We start from the raw sequence: 21,437 nt of genomic DNA, 5'->3' as shown, positions 1-21,437 counted from the left end.
AAAGAAACAGCCCCGGAGGCGATGGCTTCCGGGGCTGTGATCTTTCCGGGGCAGGGGAGAGAGGCGCGGCCTCAGGCCAGGGCCACCCAGACCGCTTCACGGCCCTTGGGCGCGTCAGCGATGCGCATCTGCACCCGCTGGCCTTCGTCCAGGTGGTCCATGCCGCAGCGGCGCAGGACGCTCTTGTGCACGAAGACGTCCTTGCCGCCGTCGTCGGCCAGGACGAAGCCGAAGCCCTTGTCGGCCTTGAACCATTTGACGGTGCCGTCGATCTCGATCTCCGACCCCGTGGGTACCCGGTCGCGGGTGCGGGGGGCGGGGCCGCCGCTGCGCTCCGGCGGTGCCGCGGTGCCCGTCACTTCCACGATGCGCAGCACCTGGGGGCCCTTGGGGCCCGCACCGATGGTGCACAGCAGTTCCGTTCCCTCGGTGATGTCGGCCAGGCCGGCGCGGCTGATCACCGAGATGTGCAGGAAGGCGTCAGGCGTTCCATCCTCCAGGGCGACGAAGCCGAATCCCTTTGAGGTATTGAACCATTTAACCTGGGCCTTGGCCGGGAGACCCTCCTCCTGGCTGAAGGCGTCATACGATCCGAAGCGTGGCACGAGGCAGTACCTTCCCGATTGCGCCGGGTTCGCCCGAACGGGCGCCGGCCCGATGATCTCACCTCCCAACAACCGCCGTTCCGGGTGCGTCCGGTGCGTCCGGAACTGTCCCTGGTTTTCTTCCAATGCGGCAGCTTAACCCGTCTTAATGGTAAACATAAACTCCTGGGGACCGCTACTGTAATGTGTGGGGAAATGTTGCGCTGCGGCAGGGGCTTCGTTCCTTTCATCCACAGGGCTTGGGCACCCGGCCGGGGCCGGTTTCATGGCGGCGCCCAAACACCGGCGGCAACTTGGGGTTGCCGGCTGCCGGGCCTGCGGCCGGGCCCCCGCACCCGTCCGCTGCATGAAACGCTTGAGTAGCGTCCCCGATGCAGGCACGTTACCGCCCTAGACCGGGGATGGATGCCCCGGCATATCGGTTGCCGATACGACCGCCGGGTATGCGTCCCTCGTCGCCAGGTCGGCACCCTGAGCTTCAAATCACGAATTGGAGCGGTGGCACCCCATACCTGAGTGGAGGGCCGCCCCTGGGGAGAAAACGTATGATGGCCGACCCGGCCGTGAGTGCGGCGCACATTTGGGAACATAGCTATCCGACGGGCGTGGACTGGAACGCGCCCATACCGGTGAAGCCCCTGACGGACCTGTTCGACAGCTCCGCGGCGCGCTTCGCAGACCGGCCCTTCATCGATTTCCTGGGAAAACGCTACACCTATCGCCAGGGCGCCGACATGGTGGACCGGGTGGCGAAGGGGCTGCAGGCGCTGGGTGTCGGCCGGGGCAGCAACGTGGGCCTGTTCCTGCCCAACACCCCCTATTCCGTCTTCTGCTACTACGGCATCCTGAAGACCGGCGCCACGGTGGTGAACTTCAATCCGCTGTACGCGGAGCGCGAACTCGTCAAGCAGATCAATGACTCCGAGGTGGAGATCATGATCACGGTCGACGTGCCGCAGTGCTACGACAAGCTGGTCCTGATGCTGGGCCAGACTTGCCTCAAGACCATCGTCACCGGCCGCATGGCCGACATCCTGCCCTTCCCGAAAAGCCTGCTGTACCCGCTGGTGAAGCGGAAGGACATCGCCCACCCGCCGTCTGATGGCCATAACCTCAGCTTCCGCGCCCTGACGGCCAACGACGGGCGCTATGCCCCCGTGACCATCAACGCGGTCGAGGACGTGGCCGTGCTGCAGTACACCGGCGGCACCACCGGCGTGCCCAAGGGTGCCATGCTGACCCACGCCAACCTGACCGCCAACACGGTGCAGTCGGCGCTGTGGTTCTACCAGGGCCGGCCGGGGCAGGAGCGCATGCTGGGCGTGCTGCCCCTGTTCCATGTCTTCGCCATGACGGGCGTCATGAACCTGTCGATCTACCTGGGCGCGGAGATGATCCTGCTGCCCCGGTTCGAGATCGAGCAGGTGCTGGACACCATCGACAAGAAGAAGCCGACCCAGTTCCCGGCGGTGCCCACCATCTACACCGCCATCAACAACTACAAGGACCGGGCCAAGTACGACCTGTCCTCGCTGGCCTTCAGCATCTCCGGCGGCGCGCCGCTGCCGCTGGATGTCTGCCAGACCTTCGAGGGCCACACCGGCTGCAAGCTGGTGGAGGGCTACGGCCTGTCCGAGTCGTCGCCCGTCGCCACCGTCAACCCCATCGACGGCCCGGTGGGTGGCAAGGTCAAGGTGGGCTCCATCGGCCTGCCCGTGCCCGGCACCGTCATCGAGATCATTGATGTGGAGGACGGCAAGACCCCGGTGGCCCAGGGCCAGCGGGGTGAGGTCTGCATCAGCGGCCCGCAGGTCATGAAGGGCTACTGGAAGCGCCCGGATGAGACGGCGCAGACCCTGCGCAACGGCCGCCTGCACACCGGCGACGTCGGCTACATGGATGAGGACGGCTACATCTACATCGTCGACCGCATCAAGGACATGATCCTGGCCGGCGGCTACAACGTCTATCCCCGCAACGTGGAGGAGGCGATCTACCTGCATCCGGCGGTGAACGAATGCATCGTGCTGGGCGTGCCCGATCCCTATCGCGGCCAGACGGTGAAGGCCTACATCAAGCTGACCGAGGGCCACACCCTGACGCAGGCGGAGCTGTGCGACTTCCTGCGCGACAAGCTGTCGGCCATCGAGCTGCCCAAGCAGGTGGAATTCCGTACCGAGCTGCCGAAAACCATGATCGGCAAGCTGTCGCGCAAGGCCCTGCTGGATGAGCTGGAGGCGCAGAAGAAGGCCTCCTGAGTTTAGCTAAGCCGCCCTCAGGCGCCGGGCGCGGCCATCCGGCGGCTTGGCTTCCTCCCTTTGCAGTCCGCTCCGCTCCCCGCAAAGGTCCGGCGGATGCGGTCGCATCCTGTAGCTGCATGAGATTCAAATCTCATGCAGCTGATATTAGACTGAAGCGCGGCGGCGGTGCCCAGGCATCGCCGCCGTTCTCTTTTGATCCATCCGCCCTGTTCCGAAGGTTCCCATGCCCAAAGTCGTCGTCGCCGGCAGCATCAACACCGATGTCCTCACCACCATGCGGCGGGCGCCGCGCCCGGGGGAGACGGTCAGCGGTGAGACCGTGGCCTTCGGCCGGGGCGGCAAGGGCCTGAACCAGGCCATCGCCGCTGCCCGCCAGGGCGTGGCGGTGGAGTTCGTCGGCCGTGTGGGGCGCGACGCCTTCGGCGACCAGGCGCTGGCGTTCTTCCAGGCCAACGGCGTGGGCACCAAGGGCATCGCCCGGACCGACACCGCCACCGGCACCGCCATCGTCATGGTGGACGCCAGCGCCGAGAACAGCATCGTCGTCATCCCCGCCGCCAATGGCGAGGTGTCGCCGGCCGACCTGGAGGCCGTCACCATCGCGGCGGGCGACATCCTGGTCAGCCAGTTCGAAATCCCCCGCGCCACCATCGCCGCCTTCTTCCGCCGGGGCCGCGCCGCCGGCGGCCTCACCGTGCTGAACGCCGCCCCGGCCCTGGATGACGCGCCCGACAGCCTGTGGGCCGACGTCGACATCCTGGTGGTGAACGAGACGGAGCTTGGCCACTTCGCCGGTGTCGAGGTGCCGGGCGACGCGGCGGAGGACGCCGTCGCCGCGGCCGCCCGCCGCCTGATGCGGCGCCCGGGCCAGACCGTGGTGGCCACCCTGGGTGTGCGCGGCGCCCTGGCGGTCACGGCGGATGACCAGGTCAGCGTGCCTGGCCGCAAGGTCAAGGCGGTGGACACCACCGGCGCCGGGGATTGCTTCGTGGGCTCCCTGGCCGCCCGGCTGGCCCTGGGAGATACGCTGCCCCAGGCCATGCGCCACGCCAACGGCGCGGCCAGCATCGCCGTGACCCGGGTGGGCGCCGGCGACGCCATGCCCACCGCTGACGAAGTGCTGGCGATCCTGATCTAAACTGCCCGGCAAGCTTTGCCCGGCGGCGGTTCCGTGCCACCGCCGGGCCGCCAGTTTCTTGCAATCGTGTAGGGAATCCAAGCCTTTCAGGGGCAGCCCCAAGTGGCATACCCCTTGCTCTCCTCCTCGCGCAAAGACGCGACCTAGCCCCCGAGGAGGAGTGGATGTCCTTCGTCCAGGATTGTGTGGACCTGTCCCGCCAGCACCTGATGGCCGGCTTTCTGGCGGAAGCGGAGATGAGCTGCCGCACCGCGCTGGCGACGGAGCCCGTCCATGCCGAGGCCACCCACCTCCTGGGCGTCATCGCGCTGAAGGCCAACCGGCCGATCGAGGCCAACGACCTGTTCGAACGGGCCATCGCGCTGGATGGCGAGAACTTCCAATACCACAACAGCCGTGGCGTCCTGCTCTACGGCTGCCGCCAGTTCGAGATGGCGGAGGCCTGCTTCCGCACGGCCGTCACCCTCAACCCCGATGACGCCATCAGCCAGAACAACCTGGGCAACGCCTTGCGCGCCCTTGGCCGCCTGGCCGAGGCGGAGGCCCGCTTCCGCGAGGCGGTGGAGATCAACCCCCGATATGCCGAGGCGCATAACAACCTGGGCAACACCCTGCGGGAGCTGGGCAACCTGGAGGAGGCGGAGTTCTGCCTGCGCCACTCCCTGGGCCTGCTGCCCGACAACCTCGACGCCCTGTACAACCTCGGCACCCTGCTGCTCTACACCGGCCGGCTGGACGAAGCCGGCGGCCTGTTCGCCCAGGTCCTGGCTGCCGACAGCAGCCGGTACGAGGCCGCGATCTGCCTGGCGCAGGTGTTCCAGGGCCAGGACCGCACGGAGGACGCCGTCGCCCTGCTGACGGGCGTGCAGACCCGCCTGCCGGAAAACCAGGCGGTGCAGTACGCCCTGCAGCTGCTGCGCAGCACCCAGGTGCCGGCCTGGCATATTCCCCGGCTGAACGATCACGAGCGCAACGACGCCTATGAGGCGGCGCTGCTGCGCGCCATCCGGCCGGGCGATCTGGTGCTGGAGCTGGGCGCTGGTTCAGCCCTGGTCAGCATGATGGCCGCCCGCGCCGGTGCCGCCCGCGTGATCGCCTCCGAACCCCTGGCGGCACTGGCCACTGTGGCGCGCGAGACCGTGGCCCTGAACGGCTACGCCGACCGCATCACCATCGTGGCCAAGAAGCCCCAGGATCTGAAGCTGGGCGTGGACCTGCCGCGTCCGGCCGATGTGCTGGTGTCCGACATCGTCAACGTCGGCATGCTGGCGCCCGACATGCTGGCCATCCTGGACCACGCCCGCCGCAACCTGGCCCGCCCCGGCGCCCGCGTCATCCCCGCCGCCGCCACCGTCTGGGCCCAGCTGATCCAGGCCGACGACCTGCGCAACGTCAGCCCGATTCGCAGCGTCAGCGGTTTCGACATGAGCCGGTTCGACCAGTTCCGCGCTCCGGGCTACCAGCAGATCGACCTGGCGGCCGACACCCACCAGATGCTGTCCGATCCGTTCCCGGCCTGGTTTTTCGACTTCCGCGTCAGCATGCCGGACAGCGACCTGAAAAGCCTGACCATCCAGGCGACCCGGCCCGGCCTGGTCCAGGGTGTGGCCTTCTGGTTCGACCTGCACATGGATGAAGAGGTGGTCTACAGCTCCCGCTCCGCCGCCCGCACCAACCACTGGAAGCAGGCCGTCTACTTCTTCGGCCACGACTTCCCCGTGACCCAGGGCCAGCCCATGCTGCTGGGCACCGGCTACGACCGCACGCAGATACACTTTTTCATCTAAGTTCCCTCAGGCGGCGGGCGCGGCCATCCGGCCGCTTGCCTTCCTCGCTGCGCCCCCTTTACACTAACTGGGCGGTGCTCGCTGCGGCGGACGCGGTCGCGTCCTAACCCAGTTCCGAGCGGAACAGGGTCTTTTGCGCCTTTTTTTCCTAGGACGCGAGTGCGTCCGCCGGAAGTTTCCGGGGAGCGGACTGGAAACTGAGGACAAGCCAAGGCCAAGGATGTGGCCGCCCGGCGCCTGAGGGCACGATTTACCAACCCAACCATTACCCCGAACGGGTGAAGTTGAAAGTTGATTCAGGCAATTGACATTGGACGTCCCTGACCTTACGTTTACGTAAACGTAAGGCGCCGACCCTCCGCTGAATGAGAGGGGTTCGGCCAGCCCAGGGAGAGGACCCATGCCCGACGGAGCGCCCGTGACGGCGGTGGAAGAGACCTACACCATCAGTCAACTGGCCGAGGCGTTCGAGCTGACGCCCCGCACCATCCGCTATTATGAGGACGAAGGCCTGCTGGCCCCGCGCCGCGAAGGGCAGCAGCGGGTCTATACCCACCGCGACTGGGCGCGCCTGAAGCTGATCATGCGCGGCAAGCGCCTGGGCTTCACCATCGCCGGCATCAAGGACTTCCTTGACCTCTATGAGGTGGGCGACGCCCAGGTGCCGCAGATGCGCTTTTTGCTGAACAGCGCCCGCGACCGTATCGCCATCCTGGAACAGCAGCTGCGCGACGTGCAGCAGACCCTGGTCGACCTGAAGGAGATCGAGGGCTTGGTGGTCGATCACCTGGCCCGCAAGGGCGCGCTGGACGCCTGACGGCGCCCCGCCCGCACCCGCTTTTTCGCTGTGCCGGGGACGCATCCCGGTCCGGCCTTTCCCGCGTCATCCCCCATCCGGCGCCCGCCAAATGAGGCGCCGCCCCGTTTGCCAAGGCGAGGAATACACCAATGACTAAAGCCGTTATCGCCGGTTACGCCCGGTCCCCGTTCACGCTGGCCAACAAGGGCGACCTGGTGAAGGTCCGTCCCGACGATCTGGCCGCGACGGTGATCAAGGCGCTGGTCGAGCGCACGGGCGTGAACACCGCCGATCTGGAAGATCTGATCGTCGGCTGCGCCTTCCCGGAAGGGGAGCAGGGCTTCAACGTCGCCAAGCTGATCGGCATGATCGCCGGCCTGCCCCAGGGTGTGGCGGGCACCACGGTCAACCGCTTCTGCGGTTCCTCCATGCAGTCCATCCACATGGCGGCGGGCGCCATCGCCCTGGGCGCCGGCAAGGCCTTCATTGCCGCCGGTGTCGAGAGCATGACCCGCATCCCCATGGGCGGCTTCAACCCCATGCCCAACGCGGCCCTGCACGCCGCCAACCCGGGCGCCTACATGGCCATGGGCATCACGGCCGAGAACCTGGCCAAGAAGTTCGGCTTCAGCCGCGCCGACCAGGAGGCCTACGCCGTCACTTCGCACCAGAAGGCCGCTGCAGCACAAGCCGCTGGCCGTCTGGCCGATGAGATCGTCGGCATCGATGTGAAGGGCAAGCTGGTGGACAAGGACGGCTGCATCCGTCCGGAAACCACCGCCGAGGGCCTGGCCGGCCTGAAGCTGGCCTTCGACCAGGAAGGCACCGTCACCGCCGGCACCTCCAGCCCGCTGACCGACGGCGCCTCCGCCACCCTGGTGACCAGCGAGGAATACGCCAAGGCCCACGGCCTGCCCATCCTGGCCCGCATCCGCTCCATCGCCGTGTCCGGCTGCGACGCCACCATCATGGGCTACGGCCCGGTGCCGGCCTCGCGCAAGGCGCTGGAGCGCGCCGGCCTGACGGTGAAGGACATCGACATTGTCGAGAGCAACGAGGCCTTCGCCGTGCAGTCCATGACCGTGGCGCGCGAACTGGGCTTCGACCCCGCCAAGGTGAACCTGGACGGCGGCGCCATCGCCCTGGGCCACCCCCTGGGTGCCACCGGCGCCCGCATCACCGGCAAGGCCGCCAGCCTGCTGAAGCGCGAAGGCAAGCAGTTCGCGCTGGCCACGCAGTGCATCGGCGGCGGCCAGGGCATCGCCACCGTCCTGGAAGCGGTCTGATCGGCCCCCGGTTGAGGAGAGACCCCATGGAAATCAAAAGCGCCGCCGTCATCGGCGCCGGGGTGATGGGCAGCGGCATCGCCGCCCACATCGCCAACGCGGGCATTCCCGTCTTCCTGCTGGACATTGTTCCCCAGGCCGTGAAGGACAGCGGCGGTGACCGCAGCGTCGTCGCCAAGGGGGCGGTCGAAAAGCTGCTGAAGGGCGAGCCCGCCGCCTTCATGCACAAGGACGCAGCCCGCCTGGTGACCCCGGGCAACACGGAAGACGACCTGGAGAAGCTGAAGGACGTCGACTGGATCATCGAGGCGGTGATCGAGAACAAGGACATCAAGCACGCCCTGTACCGCCGCCTGGACGCGGTGCGCAAGCCGGGCTCGGTCGTCAGCTCCAACACCTCCACCATCCCGCTGGAGATCCTGCTGGAAGGCGCCAGCGACCAGTTCGCCGCCGACTTCATGATCACCCACTTCTTCAACCCGCCGCGCTACATGCGCCTGCTGGAGATCGTGGCCGGGCCGAAGACGCGCAAGGATGCGGTCGACACCATCCGCCAGGTGTGCGACGTGCGCCTGGGCAAGGGCGTCGTGCACTGCAAGGACACCCCCGGCTTCATCGCCAACCGCATCGGCACCTACTGGTTCCAGGCGGCGGTGAACGCGGCCGAGGATCTGGGCCTGACGGTGGAGGAGACCGACCTGATCACCGGCAAGCCCATGGGCCTGCCCAAGACCGGCACCTTCGGCCTGCTGGACCTGGTCGGCATCGACCTGGGGCCGCACATCGCCAAGAGCCTCCTGTCCACCCTGCCGGCGCAGGACGACTACCGCCGCGTTTATCGCGAGAATCCGCTGCAGGCGAAGATGATCGCCGAGGGCTACACCGGCCGTAAGGGCAAGGGCGGCTTCTACCGCCAGACCAAGACGCCGGACGGCAAGCGGGTGCGCGAGACCATTGATCTCAAGACCGGCGCCTACCGCCCGACCGTGAAGGCCGAGCTGGCGTCGGCCAAGGAGCGCAGCCTGAAGGGCCTGGTGACCCATAGCGACAAGGGCGGCCAGTACGCCTGGAAAGTGCTGAGCCAGGCGCTGGCCTACGCCGCCAGCCTGGTGCCGGAGATCGCCGACACCATCCTGGACGTCGATGCCGCCATGCGCCTCGGCTACAACTGGAAGCAGGGCCCGTTCGAGATGATCGACGCCCTGGGCACGGCCTGGTTCGCCGAGAAGCTGACCGAGGCCGGCCTGCCGGTTCCCGCGCTGGTGACCCTGGCCGCCGGCCGCCCCTTCTACAAGGTCGAGGACGGCCGCCTGCACTACCTGACCACCAAGGGCGAATACGCCGTGGTCGAGCGGGGCGAGGGCGTGCTGCTGCTGTCCGACATCAAGCGGGCGTCCAAGCCCGTGGCCAAGACGGCGTCGGCGGCCCTGTGGGATATCGGCGACGGCGTGCTGTGCCTGGAATTCACCGGCAAGATGAACGCCCTGGACGACCAGGTGATGGCGCTCTACCGCAAGGCCATCGACATCATCGGCGACGGCACGTCCGGCCCCTACAAGGCGCTGGTCATCCATAACGAGGGCGACAACTTCTCCGTCGGCGCCAACCTGGGCCTGGCCCTGTTCGCGCTGAACATCGCCCTGTGGCCCCAGATCGAGCAGGCGACCGCCGAGGGCCAGCAGACCTACAAGGCGCTGAAGTACGCGCCCTTCCCGGTGGTGGGCGCGCCCTCGGGCATGGCGCTGGGCGGCGGCTGCGAGATCCTGCTGCATTGCGACGCGGTGCAGGCGCACGCCGAAAGCTACATCGGCCTGGTCGAGGTGGGCGTGGGCCTGGTGCCCGGCTGGGGCGGCTGCAAGGAAATGCTGTTCCGCCACACCTACAACAAGAAGCGCCCGGGCGGCCCCATGCCCCCCATCGCCAAGGCCTTCGAGATGATCAGCACGGCCAAGGTGGCGAAGTCGGCGTTCGAGGCGAAGGAGATGCTGATCCTGCGCCCGACTGATGGCATCACCATGAACCGCGACCGGCTGCTGGCCGATGCCAAGGCCAAGGCCCTGGAATTGGCCAAGGACTACAAGGCGCCGGAGCCCCTGGAGATCCGCCTGCCCGGTCCCGGCGCCCGCACGGCGCTGGAAATGGCGGTGGACGGTTTCCACAGCCAGGGCAAGGCCACCGACCACGACGTGGTGGTGTCCGGCGAACTGGCCTGGGTGCTGAGCGGTGGCGACACCGACATCACCACGGTGCTGACCGAGGACGACCTGCTGGACCTGGAACGCGAGGCCTTCATGCGCCTGGTGCGCACGCCCGGCACCATCGACCGCATCGACCACATGCTGTCCACCGGCAAGCCGCTGCGCAACTGACGTTGTCCTCTTGGAAGCCGGGGCGGGGAACTGCCCCGGCGTCTTCCAACGCTCAAGGAATTCTCCGATGCCGACCTACAAGGCGCCGCTCGAAGACATCGATTTCGTCCTGAACGACCTGCTGCAGGCCGAGAACCTGACCAAGCTGCCGGGCTTCGAGGACGCCACCCGCGACCTCGTCTCCAGCATCCTGGAAGAGGCGGCCAAGCTCTGCGAGAACGAGCTGCAGCCCCTGAACCGCCCCGGCCATGAGGAAGGCTGCCACTACGAGAACGGCGTGGTGCGTACGCCCAAGGGCTTCAAGGAAGCCTACCAGGCCTACGTCGACGGCGGCTGGCAGGGCCTGTCCATGGATCCGAAGTATGGTGGCCAGGGCCTTCCCCATGCCATCACCTTCGTGCTGGAAGAGTTGCTGATATCCGCCAACATGGCCTTCGCCATGTATCCCGGCCTGACCCAGGGGGCGTGGAATGCCATCCACACCCACGCCAACGATCAGCTGAAGGACACCTACCTGCCCAAGATGACCACGGGCGAGTGGTCCGGCACCATGTGCCTGACGGAGCCGCACTGCGGCACCGACCTGGGCCTGATCAAGACCAAGGCCGTCCCCAACGACGACGGCAGCTACAGCATCACCGGCACCAAGATCTTCATCTCCGCCGGTGAGCATGACCTGACCAGCAACATCATCCACCTGGTGCTGGCCAAGCTGCCGGACGCGCCCCCGGGCGTGAAGGGCATCAGCCTGTTCCTGGTGCCCAAGTTCCTGCCGACTGAGGACAACCAGCCCGGTCCGCGCAACGGCGTCATGTGCGGCTCCATCGAGCACAAGATGGGCATCATGGCCAACGCCACCTGCGTCATGAACTTCGACGATGCCAAGGGCTGGCTGGTGGGTGAGCCTCACAAGGGCATGCGCGCCATGTTCACCATGATGAACGCCGCCCGCCTGGGCGTGGGCATGCAGGGCTTGGGCATCGCCACGGTCGCCTACCAGAACGCGCTCACCTATACCAAGGAACGCCTGCAGGGCCGGTCGCTGACCGGCGCCAAGGAGCCGGAGAAGGCGGCCGACCCGCTGATCGTCCATCCGGACGTGCGCAAGAACCTGATGACCATCAAGGCCTTCACCGAGGGCGCCCGCGCCCTGGGCTACTGGGTGGGCATCCAGCTGGACCAGGCCGACCACAACCCGGACCCCAAGGCCCGGGCCGAGGCGGACGAGTTCGTGGCCCTGCTGACGCCGGTGGTGAAGGCTTACTTCACCGACATGGGCTACGAGTGCGCCACCATGGCCCAGCAGATGTACGGCGGCCACGGCTACATCCGCGAATGGGGCATGGAGCAGTTCGTGCGCGATGCCCGCATCGCCATGATCTATGAGGGTGCCAACGGCATCCAGGCGCTGGACCTGGTGGGCCGCAAGCTGGGCCAGGACATGGGCCGCCTGCTGCGCCGCTTCTTCCACCCCCTGGCGGGTGAGCTGGAGTCGGCGATGGAAGACACCGACCTGCTGGAATTCGCCGGCCCGCTGGCCAAGGCCTTCGGCAAGCTGCAGCAGGCCACGGCCATCGTCGCCCAGAAGGGGATGAAGAACCCGGACGAGGCTGGTGCGGCCTCCACCGACTACCTGCGCATCTTCGGCCTGGTCGCCCTGGGCTGGATGTGGCTGCGCATGGTGAAGGTGGCGAATGCCAAGCTGGCCGAAGGCGGTAACGGCAAGTCCGGCTTCTATGAGGCCAAGATCAAGACCGCCCGCTTCTTCGTCCAGCGCCTGCTGCCGGAGGTGGATTTCCGCTTCAAGGCCCTGATGTCGGGGGCCAAGACCGTCATGGACCTGGAGGCCGACCTGTTCTGAGCCCCACACCCGCTTTTTCTCCGTCGATGCCGGTTCGACAGCCATTGCGCGCCGTCCCGGCATCGACCAAACTATTGAAATGAGAGGATCAAACGCCAATCCCGGGACGGTTGTCCAAGAGGTGGGGGGATCCTTGAATTGGGCGTTTGGGAATGTGCATTTAAACCAAGACCCACTCGGCTAATGAGACGCGCGTGTCGGCGGACAGCCGGCCGCATAAGGGAGGAAAAAGGATGAAGTGGAGCAACACCGCGTTGGTCGGCGGCGCCTTCGCCGTCTTTCTGGGGGGCATGGCGGGCGTCGCCATGGCGCAGTCCGCGGCTGATCTGGGCAAGACCCTGACGCCGAACGGCGCTGAGAAGGCGGGCAACAAGGACGGCACCATCCCGGAATGGACGGGCGGCATCACCGCCCCGCCGGCGGGGTACAAGGCTGGCGGCGTCTACGTCGATCCCTACGCCAGCGACAAGCCGTTGTTCACCATCACCGGCCAGAACATGGCCCAGTACGCGGACAAGCTGCCGGAAGGCCTGAAGGCCCTGCTGAAGCAGTATCCCGACTACAAGATGAACGTCTATCCGACGCACCGCAGCGCCTCGCTGCCCAAGAGCGTCTATGACGAGACGCTGGCCAACGCCACCCGCGCCAAGCTGGTGGATGACGGCAACGGGGTCGAGGGCGCCAAGGTGGGCGTGCCCTTCCCGGTTCCCAAGACGGGTGTGGAGGTGGTGTGGAACCACATCCTGCGCTGGAAGGGCAAGCAGCTGGAGCGCACCTACGGCGCCGCCAATCCGCAGGCCGACGGCTCGTACACGATGATCAACATCAACGAGAAGTCGAAGTTCCTGTACTCCGACACGGGTCCCGAGGGCCAGACCTCGCTGTACTTCCAGCAGGAAGTGACGGCGCCGGCCCGCCTGGCGGGCGAAATCCTGCTGGTGCATGAGACGATGGACCAAGTGAAGGAGCCGCGTAACGCCTGGACCTACAACCCCGGCCAGCGCCGCGTGCGCCGCGCGCCCAACGTCGCCTACGATAATCCCGGCACCGCCTCGGACGGCCTGCGCACCTCCGACCAGTTGGACGTCTTCAACGGCTCCCCCGACCGGTACGAGTGGAAGCTGGTGGGCAAGAAGGAGATGTACGTCCCCTACAACGCCTATCAGCTGCAGAGCGACAAGCTGACCTACGACCAGCTGATCAAGGCCAAGCACATCAACCAGGACTACGCCCGTTATGAGCTGCACCGGGTGTGGGTGGTCGAGGGCAAGCTGAAATCCGGCACCAGCCACATCTATCCCCGCCGCACCTTCTACGTGGATGAGGACAGCTGGGGCATCCTGGTCGCCGACCAGTACGACAGCCGCGATCAGCTGTGGCGCGTGACCGAGGCCCACGGCATCAACTTCTACGATGTCCAGACCTTCTGGGCGGGCCTGTTCGCCGTGTACGACCTGCAGTCGGGCCGTTACACCGCCAGCGGCTTCACCAATCAGGAGAAGCCCTACAACTTCAACGTCAACCTGACGGCGGCCGACTTCTCGCCGGACAGCCTGCGCCGGTCCGGTGTTCGTTAAGGCATAAGGTTGAAAGGGTTGGCGGCGGGGGGAGACACCCCCGCCGCCGATACCCGGCCCTCACGGGCAGGCTACCACTGGGATCGCATCCGGTCGGGTTCAGGTCCACCGGAGGCGTAAAGCCCGCGGGAGGAAGGACGCACCTCCCGCGGGCTTTTCCTTTTTCACCGGTGGAAATGGTGCCGGTCAAGTTTCCCTAAACGTAAAGGGGTGGTCGCTGAAGGGCCGGTCCCGGCCTCAGGCGGTGGCGCGGGCGCTGCCGGTGTCGTTCTCCGGCGCAGGCAGCCGCACGGTGACGATGGTGCCCCGGCCAGGAACGCTGGCGATGTCCAGGCTGCCGCCCAGCATTTCCACAAAGCGTTTGGTCAGGGGCAGGCCCAGGCCGGTGCCGCGCACACCTGGCTGCTGCGCGCCCCGCACCTGGCCGAAGGGCTTGAGCGCGATGGGCAACTCGTGCGGGGCCATGCCCACGCCGGTGTCGCGCACGATCAGGATCAGCGCGCCGCCCTTGTCGTCGGCCTGCACCTCCACCGTCACCCGGCCGCCACGCGGCGTGAACTTCAGGGCGTTGGAGCCTAGGTTCAGGATGATCTGGCGCACCTTTTCCGGGTCGGTGCGCAGGCGCAGCGGCTGCTCCGGCACCTTCACCGTCAGGTCCACGCCGCAATCGGCCGCCAGGGTGCGCAGCATGCGGGTGCTGTCCTGCACGGCGCGGCCGATGTCGATGTCGCGGATGTCCAGGGTCACCTGGCCCGACTCGGCGCGGCTGAGGTCCAGCGTGTCATCGACGACGGCGGCCATGTGGCTGGCCGCGGCGTGCACATCCTCGGCATATTCCAGGTAACGGGCGTCGCCCAGCGGTCCATGGAACTCCCGCCGCAGCAGGTCGGCGAAGCCCAGGATGGCGTTCAGGGGCGTGCGCAGTTCATGTGTGGCATGGGCTAGGAACTCCGACTTCTGACGGATCTCCGTACGGGTCTGCTCAAGCGCCGCCAGCAGGGTCCGCTCCCGCTCCTGCATCGTTTCCAGCGACTCCAGCAGGCGGGCGGTTCGGTCCTTGACTTGGATGTCCACCTGCCGCTGCTGCTGCGCCACCTGCCAGCTCAGGAACTGCAGGTGAGCGGCGCCGGCCACGCGGGTCACCACCTCCATCGGGTCGCAATTGTGGGCGATGAAATCGCTGACGCCCCGCCGGCGCGCTTCCTCGCGCGCGGCGGCGTCCAACACGCCGGTGCGCAGCAGCAGGGTGGGACGCTCCCCCGCCGGCATCCGGGCCAGCGTGCCCAGGGCGGTCATCAGGGTGTTGACGGCGGCGGGGCTGTCGCCCGGCTGGTTCAGCACCAGCACGTCGGGCGACAGGTCACGGCAGTACTGCGGCAGTTCCATGAGGTCTTGCCGGCAGTGCACGAAACGGAATCCACCTTGGCGCAACAAATCCACCAGGGAGATCAGCAATCCCTGGTTGCCATCGACCAGCAGGACGGTGGCATTACGTTGATCTTGGGCCAGAAGGTTGGCCGGCGTCTTGAATAGTTCGGGCATGGGGTCTCTAAAGCTGATCCCCCACTTTACAGGATTCCCGCACCTTTGTCCCAGGCCGTGAGCGTGGCCGGCACTAAAAGCAAAGTCTTGGCCAAAGGTTTAGTTAACGAGTCAGAGACTAGGCAAGAGGTATTAGATTCAGCATGTGAACCGGGCGTAAACGACTCGGTTGACTCGTTACCTAAAAATTTCCCCATATTTCCGGGTTTTTGTAAGTGCTTAGGACGATGTGACTGCTATCACGGCGTGCGTTTGTACCAACGCTCCGCTGCCTGGTCGTCGTCCTCCTTGGCCGCCACCCAGCGGGCGCCGGCCGGTGTCTCCTCCTGTTTCCAGAAGGGGGCCTTGGTCTTCAGCCAATCCATCAGGAACCAGCAGGCCTCGAAGGCGGCGGCGCGGTGGGCGCTGGCGCAGGCGGCCAGCACGATGCGGTCGCCGGGCAGCAGGCGGCCATGGCGGTGGATGATCAGCACGCCGTCCAGCGGCCAGCGGGCCCGCGCCTCCGCCTCGATGGCGGCCAGCTGCCGCTCCGTCATGCCGGGATAGTGCTCCAGGGTCATGGCGCTGACGCTGTCGCCGCCCCCATCCCCTTTGGACATGTCGCGGACCAGGCCGACGAAGCTGGCCACGCCGCCGATGGACGGGTTACCGTCGCTCAGGGCCGCCAGTTCGGCGCCCACGTCGAAATCCTCCGCCTGGACGCGTATGGCCATGTCAGCCCCCGGTCACGGGCGGGAACAGGGCGACCTCATCCCCCGGCGCCAGGGGGTGGTCCATGCCAACATAATCCTGGTTCACCGCCACCTTGACCACCGCGCGGTTGGCCAGCGCGTCGGCATAGTGGGGCCCGCGCGACTGCAGCCAGGTGATCAGGTCACCGGTGGTGGCCACACCGGCGGGCGGCGCCACCTCTTCCTCCGCGGTGCCGATCTTGGCGCGCAGCCAGGCGAAATAGAGGATGCGCATGGCGGTCAGGCCCCCGTGCGCACAGGGGTGGCGGCCGGCGCCTTAGGCGCCGCCGGCTCCACCTGGGTGGGGGCGCCCACCGGGGCTAGCATGTGGCGCAGGCCGGCGCGCAGATAATCCCAGCCGGTGATCAGGGTCAGCACTGCGGCGGCCCACAGGCCGACCTCCCCGATGGGGCGGACATACAGCCAGTCGGGGCCATGGTCGCCCACGATCAGCCAGCCGATGGCCATCAGCTGGATAGCGGTCTTCCACTTGGCCAGGCGCGAGACCGGAACGCCCACGCGCAGGCCGGCCAGGAACTCCCGCAGGCCCGACACCATCACCTCGCGCAGCAGGATGATGACGGCTGGCAGCACCGCATGGCCGGCGATTTTGTGGTCGGCCACCAGCAGGAACAGCACCGCCGCCACCAGCAGCTTGTCGGCAATGGGGTCCAGGAAGCGGCCGATGATGGATTCTTCGTGCCACGCCCGCGCCAGGTAGCCGTCAAAATAGTCGGTGATGCCGGCCAGGGCGAACAGCCCGGCGGCAGTCCACGCCGTCCACGTCGCCGGGAACCACAGCAGGGCCAGGATGACGGGAATCAGCGCGATCCGCGACAGGGTCAACAGGTTGGGCAGGCTGGTCAGCATGAAGCGGTCCGGCGATTTCAGGCGGCACGGCGGGGCGGCGGTCTCTTGAAGGTGGAGTTTAGCCGTCCGGATGGAAGTGGTCATAGATGATTTTGGCCACGGCGTCCGATATCCCGTCCACCGCGCGCAAGTCGGCCAGTCCTGCGCGCGAAACGGCCTGGGCGGAGCCGAAATGCAGCAACAGGGCCTTCTTGCGCTTGGGTCCAATGCCCGCCACCTCGTCCAGCGGGCTGGCGCTGATGGCCTTTTCCCGACGCTGGCGATGGCTGCCGATGGCCCAGCGGTGGGCCTCGTCGCGCAGGCGCTGCAGGAAATAGAGCACGGGGTCGCGCGGATCCATGCCGAAGGGCGCCCGGCCCGGCATGAAGAAACGCTCGCGCCCCGCGTCGCGGTCGGGGCCCTTGGCGATGCCCACCAGGGCGATGTCGGACAGGCCCAGCTCGGCCAGCACCTCCACCACCACGCCCAGCTGGCCCTCGCCGCCATCGATCAGCAGCAAGTCCGGCCAAGTGTCGCCCGTGCGCTCCGGATCTTCCTTCAGCGCGCGCTCGAAGCGGCGGGTCAGCACCTCGCGCATCATGGCGAAGTCGTCGCCCGCGGCCTTGGGGTCGCGGATGTTGAACTTGCGGTAGGCGTTCTTGATGAAGCCGTCGGGCCCCGCCACCACCATGCCACCGATGGGGTGGGCGCCCTGGATGTGGCTGTTGTCGTAGATCTCGATGCGGGTGGGCGGCGCCTCTAGCCCGAACAGCTCGGCCACGCCGGCCAACAGCTTGGCCTGGCTGCCCGTTTCCGACAGGCGGCGGCCGTGGGCCTCGCGCGCGTTGGTCAGGGCGTGGTCCATCAGGCGCTTCTTGTCGCCGCGCTTGGGCACGGCCAGCTCCACCTTGCGGCCGGCCCGCAAGGTCAGGGCCTCGGCCAGCAGCTCCTGCTCCTCCGCGTCTTCGCTGATCAGCACCAGGCCGGGGGCGGCGCGGTTGTCGTAGAACTGGGCGATGAAGGCGGACAGCACCTCCGCTGTGCCCTGGTTCTTGTCATGGCTGGGGAAGTAGGCGCGGTTGCCGTTGTTGCGCCCGCCGCGGAAGAAGAACACCTGGATGCAGGTGCTGCCCCCGTCCTGGTAGGCGGCGATGATGTCGGCGTCCTCCATGCCCTCGACATTGATGTCCTGATGGGCCTGGATGGCGGTCAGCGCCCGGATGCGGTCGCGCATCTTGGCGGCGGTCTCGAAGTCCAGCGCCTCGGACGCCTCCATCATGGCGGTGGCCATGCGGGTCTGGATGTCGCGGCTCTTGCCCGCCAGGAAGGCCGCTGCCTCGTCCACCTGCTCGCCATACTGCGCGCGGTTGACGCGGCCGACGCAAGGGGCGGTGCAGCGCTTGATCTGGAACTGCAGGCAGGGGCGGGTGCGGGTGGAAAAGACGCTGTCGGTGCAGTTGCGCAGCAGGAAGGCGCGCTGCAGGGCGGTGATGGTGCGGTTGACCGCGCCGGCCGAGGCGAAGGGCCCGAAATAGTCGCCGGCCCGGTCCCGCGCGCCCCGGTGCTTGATCAGGGCCGGGTAGTCATGATCCCGGGTGATCATGATGTGGGGGAAGGTTTTGTCATCGCGCAGCAGCACGTTGTACCGCGGCATGAGACGCTTGATCAGGTTGGATTCCAGCAGCAGCGCCTCGACCTCGGTATGGGTCGTGACGAACTCCATGGTTACCGTCTCGGCCACCATGCGCTGCAGCCGCACCGGCAGCTTGGCCGGCACGGTGTAGTTGGCCACTCGGCGTTTCAGGTTGCGCGCCTTGCCCACATACAGGACGTCGCCGCCCTCGTTCATCATGCGGTAGACGCCGGGCGTCACCGGCAGGGTGCGCAGGTAGGCCTTGATGGTCTCCACGCCCCGGTTCAGGTCGGCCACCGTGCGGCGGCGCACCTTTGGGGTGGCCTCTGGTGGTGCGGCCTCAGGTGGTGTGGCCCCTGAGGGCACCGCCTCGGCCGGCACCGCTTCGGCGGGGACGGGCTCGGGCGTTTCAACAGGTGTGTCGGGGGTGGTGTCGGTCATGGCCATGGGGCGGACACTCTGCCCATTGCCGGCCTCGGGTCAATGGCCATCGCGTCGCGTTCGCGCTCCCCCGGTTGTGCGGCGGCCCGGCTGGAAAACGTCCGGTCTCCCCTATCGCTTCCGGGGTAAAGGGGAACGAATCATCCCCCGTCCGAGGGGGTGGGGAAAACGCTGCCGTAGTCCACGGAAGCTGTGGATAAGTTTGCGGAAAAGCCTTTGATAGCGTGTGCCGACGCAGGCGCCGCAAGGCTTTCAGGATTTTGCCTATAAAATAGGCACAAAACACTAACATATTGATTTTTATGGAAACATGGTCTGTCAATATCTAACAAATAGTTCATTATAGGCAAAAAAGGGATTGACAGGGTTGGGCCCCGACCGCGTCCGGCCGTTGTGTAAAACTTGGCGCGCACGCCGTTTTCGACGGATTCCCTGGGGCGGACTTGAACGCCGGGAAAGAATCACCAAGGCGGACCAAGCTCATACGCAAGTATGCCTTGCCACCCATGGTCGATTTTCCGCCACACTCACATCCTAAGCTGGGTTTAGATCGCGATCGGCGATGGCTGGTATTCCCGCCGACGGTGGGGCCGCCCAACACGACAAATAAGAATGGAGTACCCCATGCGCGTCCTGAAGACCCTGATGCTCACGACCGCCCTGCTGGCGTCGGGTGGTGCGGTGGATGTTCTGTTCAACCAGGCGGTGGCGGCCGTCCCCGCCGGCACGCCCGTCACGATGAACGCCGCTGACCGACAGGCGGCGGAGACGCTGGTCGACTTCCTGCAGAAGACGCGCATCCAGGCCGGGCTGCCGGCGCTCAGCCGCCAGCCGGTGCTGGATGACGCCGCCGCCGCCCGGGCCATGGCGCTGGCCAGCGGGACGCAGACGCCGGACCTGCGCCAGGGCCTGATCCACTCGCTGTACGTCCCCATGCAGGATATCGCGCTGGAGGCGCGGGCGTCGGGGGACCCCGGCCAGCCACTGGCCATCTGGCAGGACACCGGCTCCACCGTTGGCGCCCTGGCCACCCCGGGCATGACCGACGTGGGCGTGGCCCGTGTGGCCAACCCCGCGCCCAACGGCCCCAACGACGCCTACATCTGGGTGGTCGTCCTGGCCCAGCCCCTGCGCACCCCGGCGGAATCGCCGGATAGCCCGCGTTGGAGTCCCAAATAGGTCGGCGGGCCGGGCCTGCCAGCCGGGCCCGGTGGAAATAGAAACGGCCGCCCCATCGCTGGAGCGGCCGTTGCCGTTCGCTATGAAGCCGATGCTCAGCGCAGGGCGGCGGTCGCCCGTTGGATGCGGCGGCAGGCTTCCTCCAGCGCCTCGGTCGAGGTCGCATAGCTGATGCGGAAGTGCGGGGCCAAGCCGAAGGCGCTGCCCTGGACCACCGCCACACCTTCCGATTCCAGCAGATAGGTCACGAAGTCCTCGTCCGTGTTCAGCACGGCGCCGGCGGGCGTGGTCTTGCCCAGGGTGCCGGCGCAGGACGGATAGACATAGAAGGCGCCCTCGGGCCGGGGGCAGTGGATGCCGGCGGCCTGGTTCAGCATCGACACCACTAGGTCGCGGCGCTGGCGGAAGACCTCGGCGCGTTCCTTGATGAAGTCCTGCGGGCCCACCAGGGCCTCCACCGCCGCCGCCTGGCTGATGGACGACGGGTTGCTGGTGGACTGGCTCTGCACGTTCGCCATGGCCTTGATCAGCTGGACGGGGCCGGCGCCGTAGCCGATGCGCCAGCCGGTCATGGCATAGGCCTTGGACACGCCGTTGACCGTCAGGGTGCGGTCGTACAGGGCCGGTTCCACCTGGGCCGGGGTCACGAAGGTGAAGCCGTCGTAGACCAAGTGCTCGTACATGTCGTCGGTGAACACCCAGACGTGCGGGTGGCGCACCAGCACGTCGGTCAGGGCCTTCATCTCGTCATAGGTGTAGGCGGCACCCGACGGGTTGGACGGGCTGTTCAGCATGACCCACTTGGTGCGCGGGGTGATGGCGCGCTCCAGCTGATCGGCCCGCATCTTGAAGCCGCTCTCCGCGCCGCACTCCACGAACACCGGGGTGCCCTCGGCCATCAGCACGATGTCCGGGTAGCTGACCCAGTAGGGGGCGGGGATGATGACCTCATCGCCGGGCGACAGGGTGGCCATCATGGCGTTGAAGATCACCTGCTTGCCGCCGGTGCCGACGCTCACCTGCTCCGGCTTGTAGTCCAGGCCGTTCTCGCGCTTGAACTTCAGGCAGACGGCGCGCTTCAGCTCCGGCGTGCCGTCGACGTCGGTGTACTTGGTCTGCCCCTGCTGAATGGCGCGGATGGCGGCCTGCTTGATGTTGTCGGGCGTGTCGAAATCCGGTTCGCCGGCGCCCAGGCCGATGATATCGCGGCCGGCGGCCTTCAGCGCGCGGGCCTTGGCGGTGACGGCGATGGTCTGGGACGGTTTAATCCGGGCGAGACGCTCGGCAACGATCGACATGACGGCTACCCTTGTTGGGAAAGGAAAATCCGCGGCGGACCTTACGCCCGGCAAAAAATGGGCACAACCGCAGCCCGCGCA

Annotated in this window: 16 protein-coding genes; 9 read left to right on the top strand and 7 right to left on the bottom strand. The window is 67.1% G+C overall.

The annotated features are described in order from the left end of the window. Positions 1-71 precede the first annotated feature (71 nt). The gene (locus tag FBZ87_RS30150) at positions 72-605 is read right to left on the bottom strand and encodes a cold-shock protein (protein WP_050898646.1); all 534 of its coding nucleotides are present in this window, start codon (positions 603-605) and stop codon (positions 72-74) included. A gap of 545 nt (positions 606-1,150) precedes the next feature. On the opposite strand from FBZ87_RS30150, the gene FBZ87_RS26395 reads away from it, so the two are divergent. The 8 genes from FBZ87_RS26395 (at position 1,151) to FBZ87_RS26360 (ending at position 13,683) form a co-directional block, all read left to right on the top strand. Next, positions 1,151-2,863, top strand: coding sequence for a long-chain-fatty-acid--CoA ligase (locus FBZ87_RS26395; RefSeq protein ID WP_145613569.1), 1,713 nt, complete (start codon positions 1,151-1,153; stop codon positions 2,861-2,863). Between the two features lie 226 nt (positions 2,864-3,089). Next, positions 3,090-4,004, top strand: coding sequence for a ribokinase (locus FBZ87_RS26390; RefSeq protein WP_145613568.1), 915 nt, complete (start codon positions 3,090-3,092; stop codon positions 4,002-4,004). Positions 4,005-4,168: 164 nt separating this feature from the next. Then, positions 4,169-5,791: a tetratricopeptide repeat protein gene (locus tag FBZ87_RS30175; protein WP_145613567.1), complete on the top strand. Its 1,623-nt coding sequence runs from the start codon at positions 4,169-4,171 to the stop codon at positions 5,789-5,791. Positions 5,792-6,191: 400 nt separating this feature from the next. After that, positions 6,192-6,608: a MerR family transcriptional regulator gene (locus tag FBZ87_RS26380; RefSeq protein WP_246134615.1), complete on the top strand. Its 417-nt coding sequence runs from the start codon at positions 6,192-6,194 to the stop codon at positions 6,606-6,608. A 131-nt stretch (positions 6,609-6,739) separates the two neighbouring features. Then, positions 6,740-7,876 (top strand): thiolase family protein, encoded by a 1,137-nt coding sequence (locus FBZ87_RS26375; protein ID WP_145613566.1) that lies wholly within the window; start codon positions 6,740-6,742, stop codon positions 7,874-7,876. Positions 7,877-7,902: 26 nt separating this feature from the next. Then, positions 7,903-10,245: a 3-hydroxyacyl-CoA dehydrogenase/enoyl-CoA hydratase family protein gene (locus FBZ87_RS26370; protein WP_145613565.1), complete on the top strand. Its 2,343-nt coding sequence runs from the start codon at positions 7,903-7,905 to the stop codon at positions 10,243-10,245. 67 nt (positions 10,246-10,312) lie between these two features. Further along, positions 10,313-12,106: an acyl-CoA dehydrogenase C-terminal domain-containing protein gene (locus FBZ87_RS26365; protein WP_145613564.1), complete on the top strand. Its 1,794-nt coding sequence runs from the start codon at positions 10,313-10,315 to the stop codon at positions 12,104-12,106. Between the two features lie 233 nt (positions 12,107-12,339). After that, positions 12,340-13,683 (top strand): DUF1329 domain-containing protein, encoded by a 1,344-nt coding sequence (locus FBZ87_RS26360; protein WP_145613563.1) that lies wholly within the window; start codon positions 12,340-12,342, stop codon positions 13,681-13,683. A gap of 237 nt (positions 13,684-13,920) precedes the next feature. Here FBZ87_RS26360 and FBZ87_RS26355 read toward each other — a convergent pair whose 3' ends face one another. The 5 genes from FBZ87_RS26355 to uvrC all read right to left on the bottom strand — a co-directional run bounded on the left by FBZ87_RS26355 (position 13,921) and on the right by uvrC (position 18,885). Next, on the bottom strand, positions 13,921-15,225 hold the full coding sequence (locus FBZ87_RS26355) for an ATP-binding protein (RefSeq protein WP_145613562.1): 1,305 nt from the start codon (positions 15,223-15,225) through the stop codon (positions 13,921-13,923). Positions 15,226-15,464: 239 nt separating this feature from the next. Continuing rightward, complete coding sequence (locus FBZ87_RS26350; RefSeq protein WP_145613561.1) at positions 15,465-15,938, bottom strand: molybdenum cofactor biosynthesis protein MoaE; 474 nt, start codon at positions 15,936-15,938, stop codon at positions 15,465-15,467. A 1-nt stretch (position 15,939) separates the two neighbouring features. After that, on the bottom strand, positions 15,940-16,191 hold the full coding sequence (gene moaD, locus FBZ87_RS26345; protein ID WP_145613560.1) for a molybdopterin converting factor subunit 1: 252 nt from the start codon (positions 16,189-16,191) through the stop codon (positions 15,940-15,942). 5 nt (positions 16,192-16,196) lie between these two features. Continuing rightward, entirely contained in the window at positions 16,197-16,826 is a 630-nt protein-coding gene (pgsA, locus tag FBZ87_RS26340) for a CDP-diacylglycerol--glycerol-3-phosphate 3-phosphatidyltransferase (protein WP_145613559.1), read from the bottom strand. 58 nt (positions 16,827-16,884) lie between these two features. Further along, positions 16,885-18,885 carry an excinuclease ABC subunit UvrC gene (uvrC, locus tag FBZ87_RS26335; RefSeq protein WP_425465742.1) on the bottom strand — a complete coding sequence of 667 codons (2,001 nt, stop codon included), beginning with the start codon at positions 18,883-18,885 and terminating at the stop codon, positions 16,885-16,887. A 618-nt stretch (positions 18,886-19,503) separates the two neighbouring features. Here uvrC and FBZ87_RS26330 point away from each other — a divergent pair. Continuing rightward, on the top strand, positions 19,504-20,058 hold the full coding sequence (locus tag FBZ87_RS26330; RefSeq protein ID WP_145613558.1) for a hypothetical protein: 555 nt from the start codon (positions 19,504-19,506) through the stop codon (positions 20,056-20,058). 95 nt (positions 20,059-20,153) lie between these two features. On the opposite strand, the gene FBZ87_RS26325 is transcribed toward FBZ87_RS26330, so the two are convergent. Beyond that, positions 20,154-21,356, bottom strand: a complete 1,203-nt coding sequence (locus tag FBZ87_RS26325; RefSeq protein ID WP_145613557.1) for a pyridoxal phosphate-dependent aminotransferase — start codon at positions 21,354-21,356, stop codon at positions 20,154-20,156. Positions 21,357-21,437: the final 81 nt, after the last annotated feature.

It is taken from the genome of Nitrospirillum amazonense (genome assembly GCF_007828035.1).
GTDB classification, from domain to species: Bacteria; Pseudomonadota; Alphaproteobacteria; order Azospirillales; family Azospirillaceae; genus Nitrospirillum; species Nitrospirillum amazonense.
Note: the sequence above shows the minus strand (reverse complement) of the source record. Positions and strands in the feature narration are given on the sequence as shown.

Bases quoted from the DNA above. Each gene is read 5' to 3' on its own strand.
- FBZ87_RS26395 (WP_145613569.1), top strand. From the start codon at position 1,151: ATGATGGCCGACCCGGCCGTGAGTGCGGCGCACATTTGGGAACATAGC.
- FBZ87_RS26390 (WP_145613568.1), top strand. From the start codon at position 3,090: ATGCCCAAAGTCGTCGTCGCCGGCAGCATCAACACCGATGTCCTCACC.
- FBZ87_RS30175 (WP_145613567.1), top strand. From the start codon at position 4,169: ATGTCCTTCGTCCAGGATTGTGTGGACCTGTCCCGCCAGCACCTGATG.
- FBZ87_RS26380 (WP_246134615.1), top strand. From the start codon at position 6,192: ATGCCCGACGGAGCGCCCGTGACGGCGGTGGAAGAGACCTACACCATC.
- FBZ87_RS26375 (WP_145613566.1), top strand. From the start codon at position 6,740: ATGACTAAAGCCGTTATCGCCGGTTACGCCCGGTCCCCGTTCACGCTG.
- FBZ87_RS26370 (WP_145613565.1), top strand. From the start codon at position 7,903: ATGGAAATCAAAAGCGCCGCCGTCATCGGCGCCGGGGTGATGGGCAGC.
- FBZ87_RS26365 (WP_145613564.1), top strand. From the start codon at position 10,313: ATGCCGACCTACAAGGCGCCGCTCGAAGACATCGATTTCGTCCTGAAC.
- FBZ87_RS26360 (WP_145613563.1), top strand. From the start codon at position 12,340: ATGAAGTGGAGCAACACCGCGTTGGTCGGCGGCGCCTTCGCCGTCTTT.
- FBZ87_RS26355 (WP_145613562.1), bottom strand. From the start codon at position 15,225: ATGCCCGAACTATTCAAGACGCCGGCCAACCTTCTGGCCCAAGATCAA.
- FBZ87_RS26350 (WP_145613561.1), bottom strand. From the start codon at position 15,938: ATGGCCATACGCGTCCAGGCGGAGGATTTCGACGTGGGCGCCGAACTG.
- moaD (WP_145613560.1), bottom strand. From the start codon at position 16,191: ATGCGCATCCTCTATTTCGCCTGGCTGCGCGCCAAGATCGGCACCGCG.
- pgsA (WP_145613559.1), bottom strand. From the start codon at position 16,826: ATGCTGACCAGCCTGCCCAACCTGTTGACCCTGTCGCGGATCGCGCTG.
- uvrC (WP_425465742.1), bottom strand. From the start codon at position 18,885: ATGGCCATGACCGACACCACCCCCGACACACCTGTTGAAACGCCCGAG.
- FBZ87_RS26330 (WP_145613558.1), top strand. From the start codon at position 19,504: ATGCGCGTCCTGAAGACCCTGATGCTCACGACCGCCCTGCTGGCGTCG.
- FBZ87_RS26325 (WP_145613557.1), bottom strand. From the start codon at position 21,356: ATGTCGATCGTTGCCGAGCGTCTCGCCCGGATTAAACCGTCCCAGACC.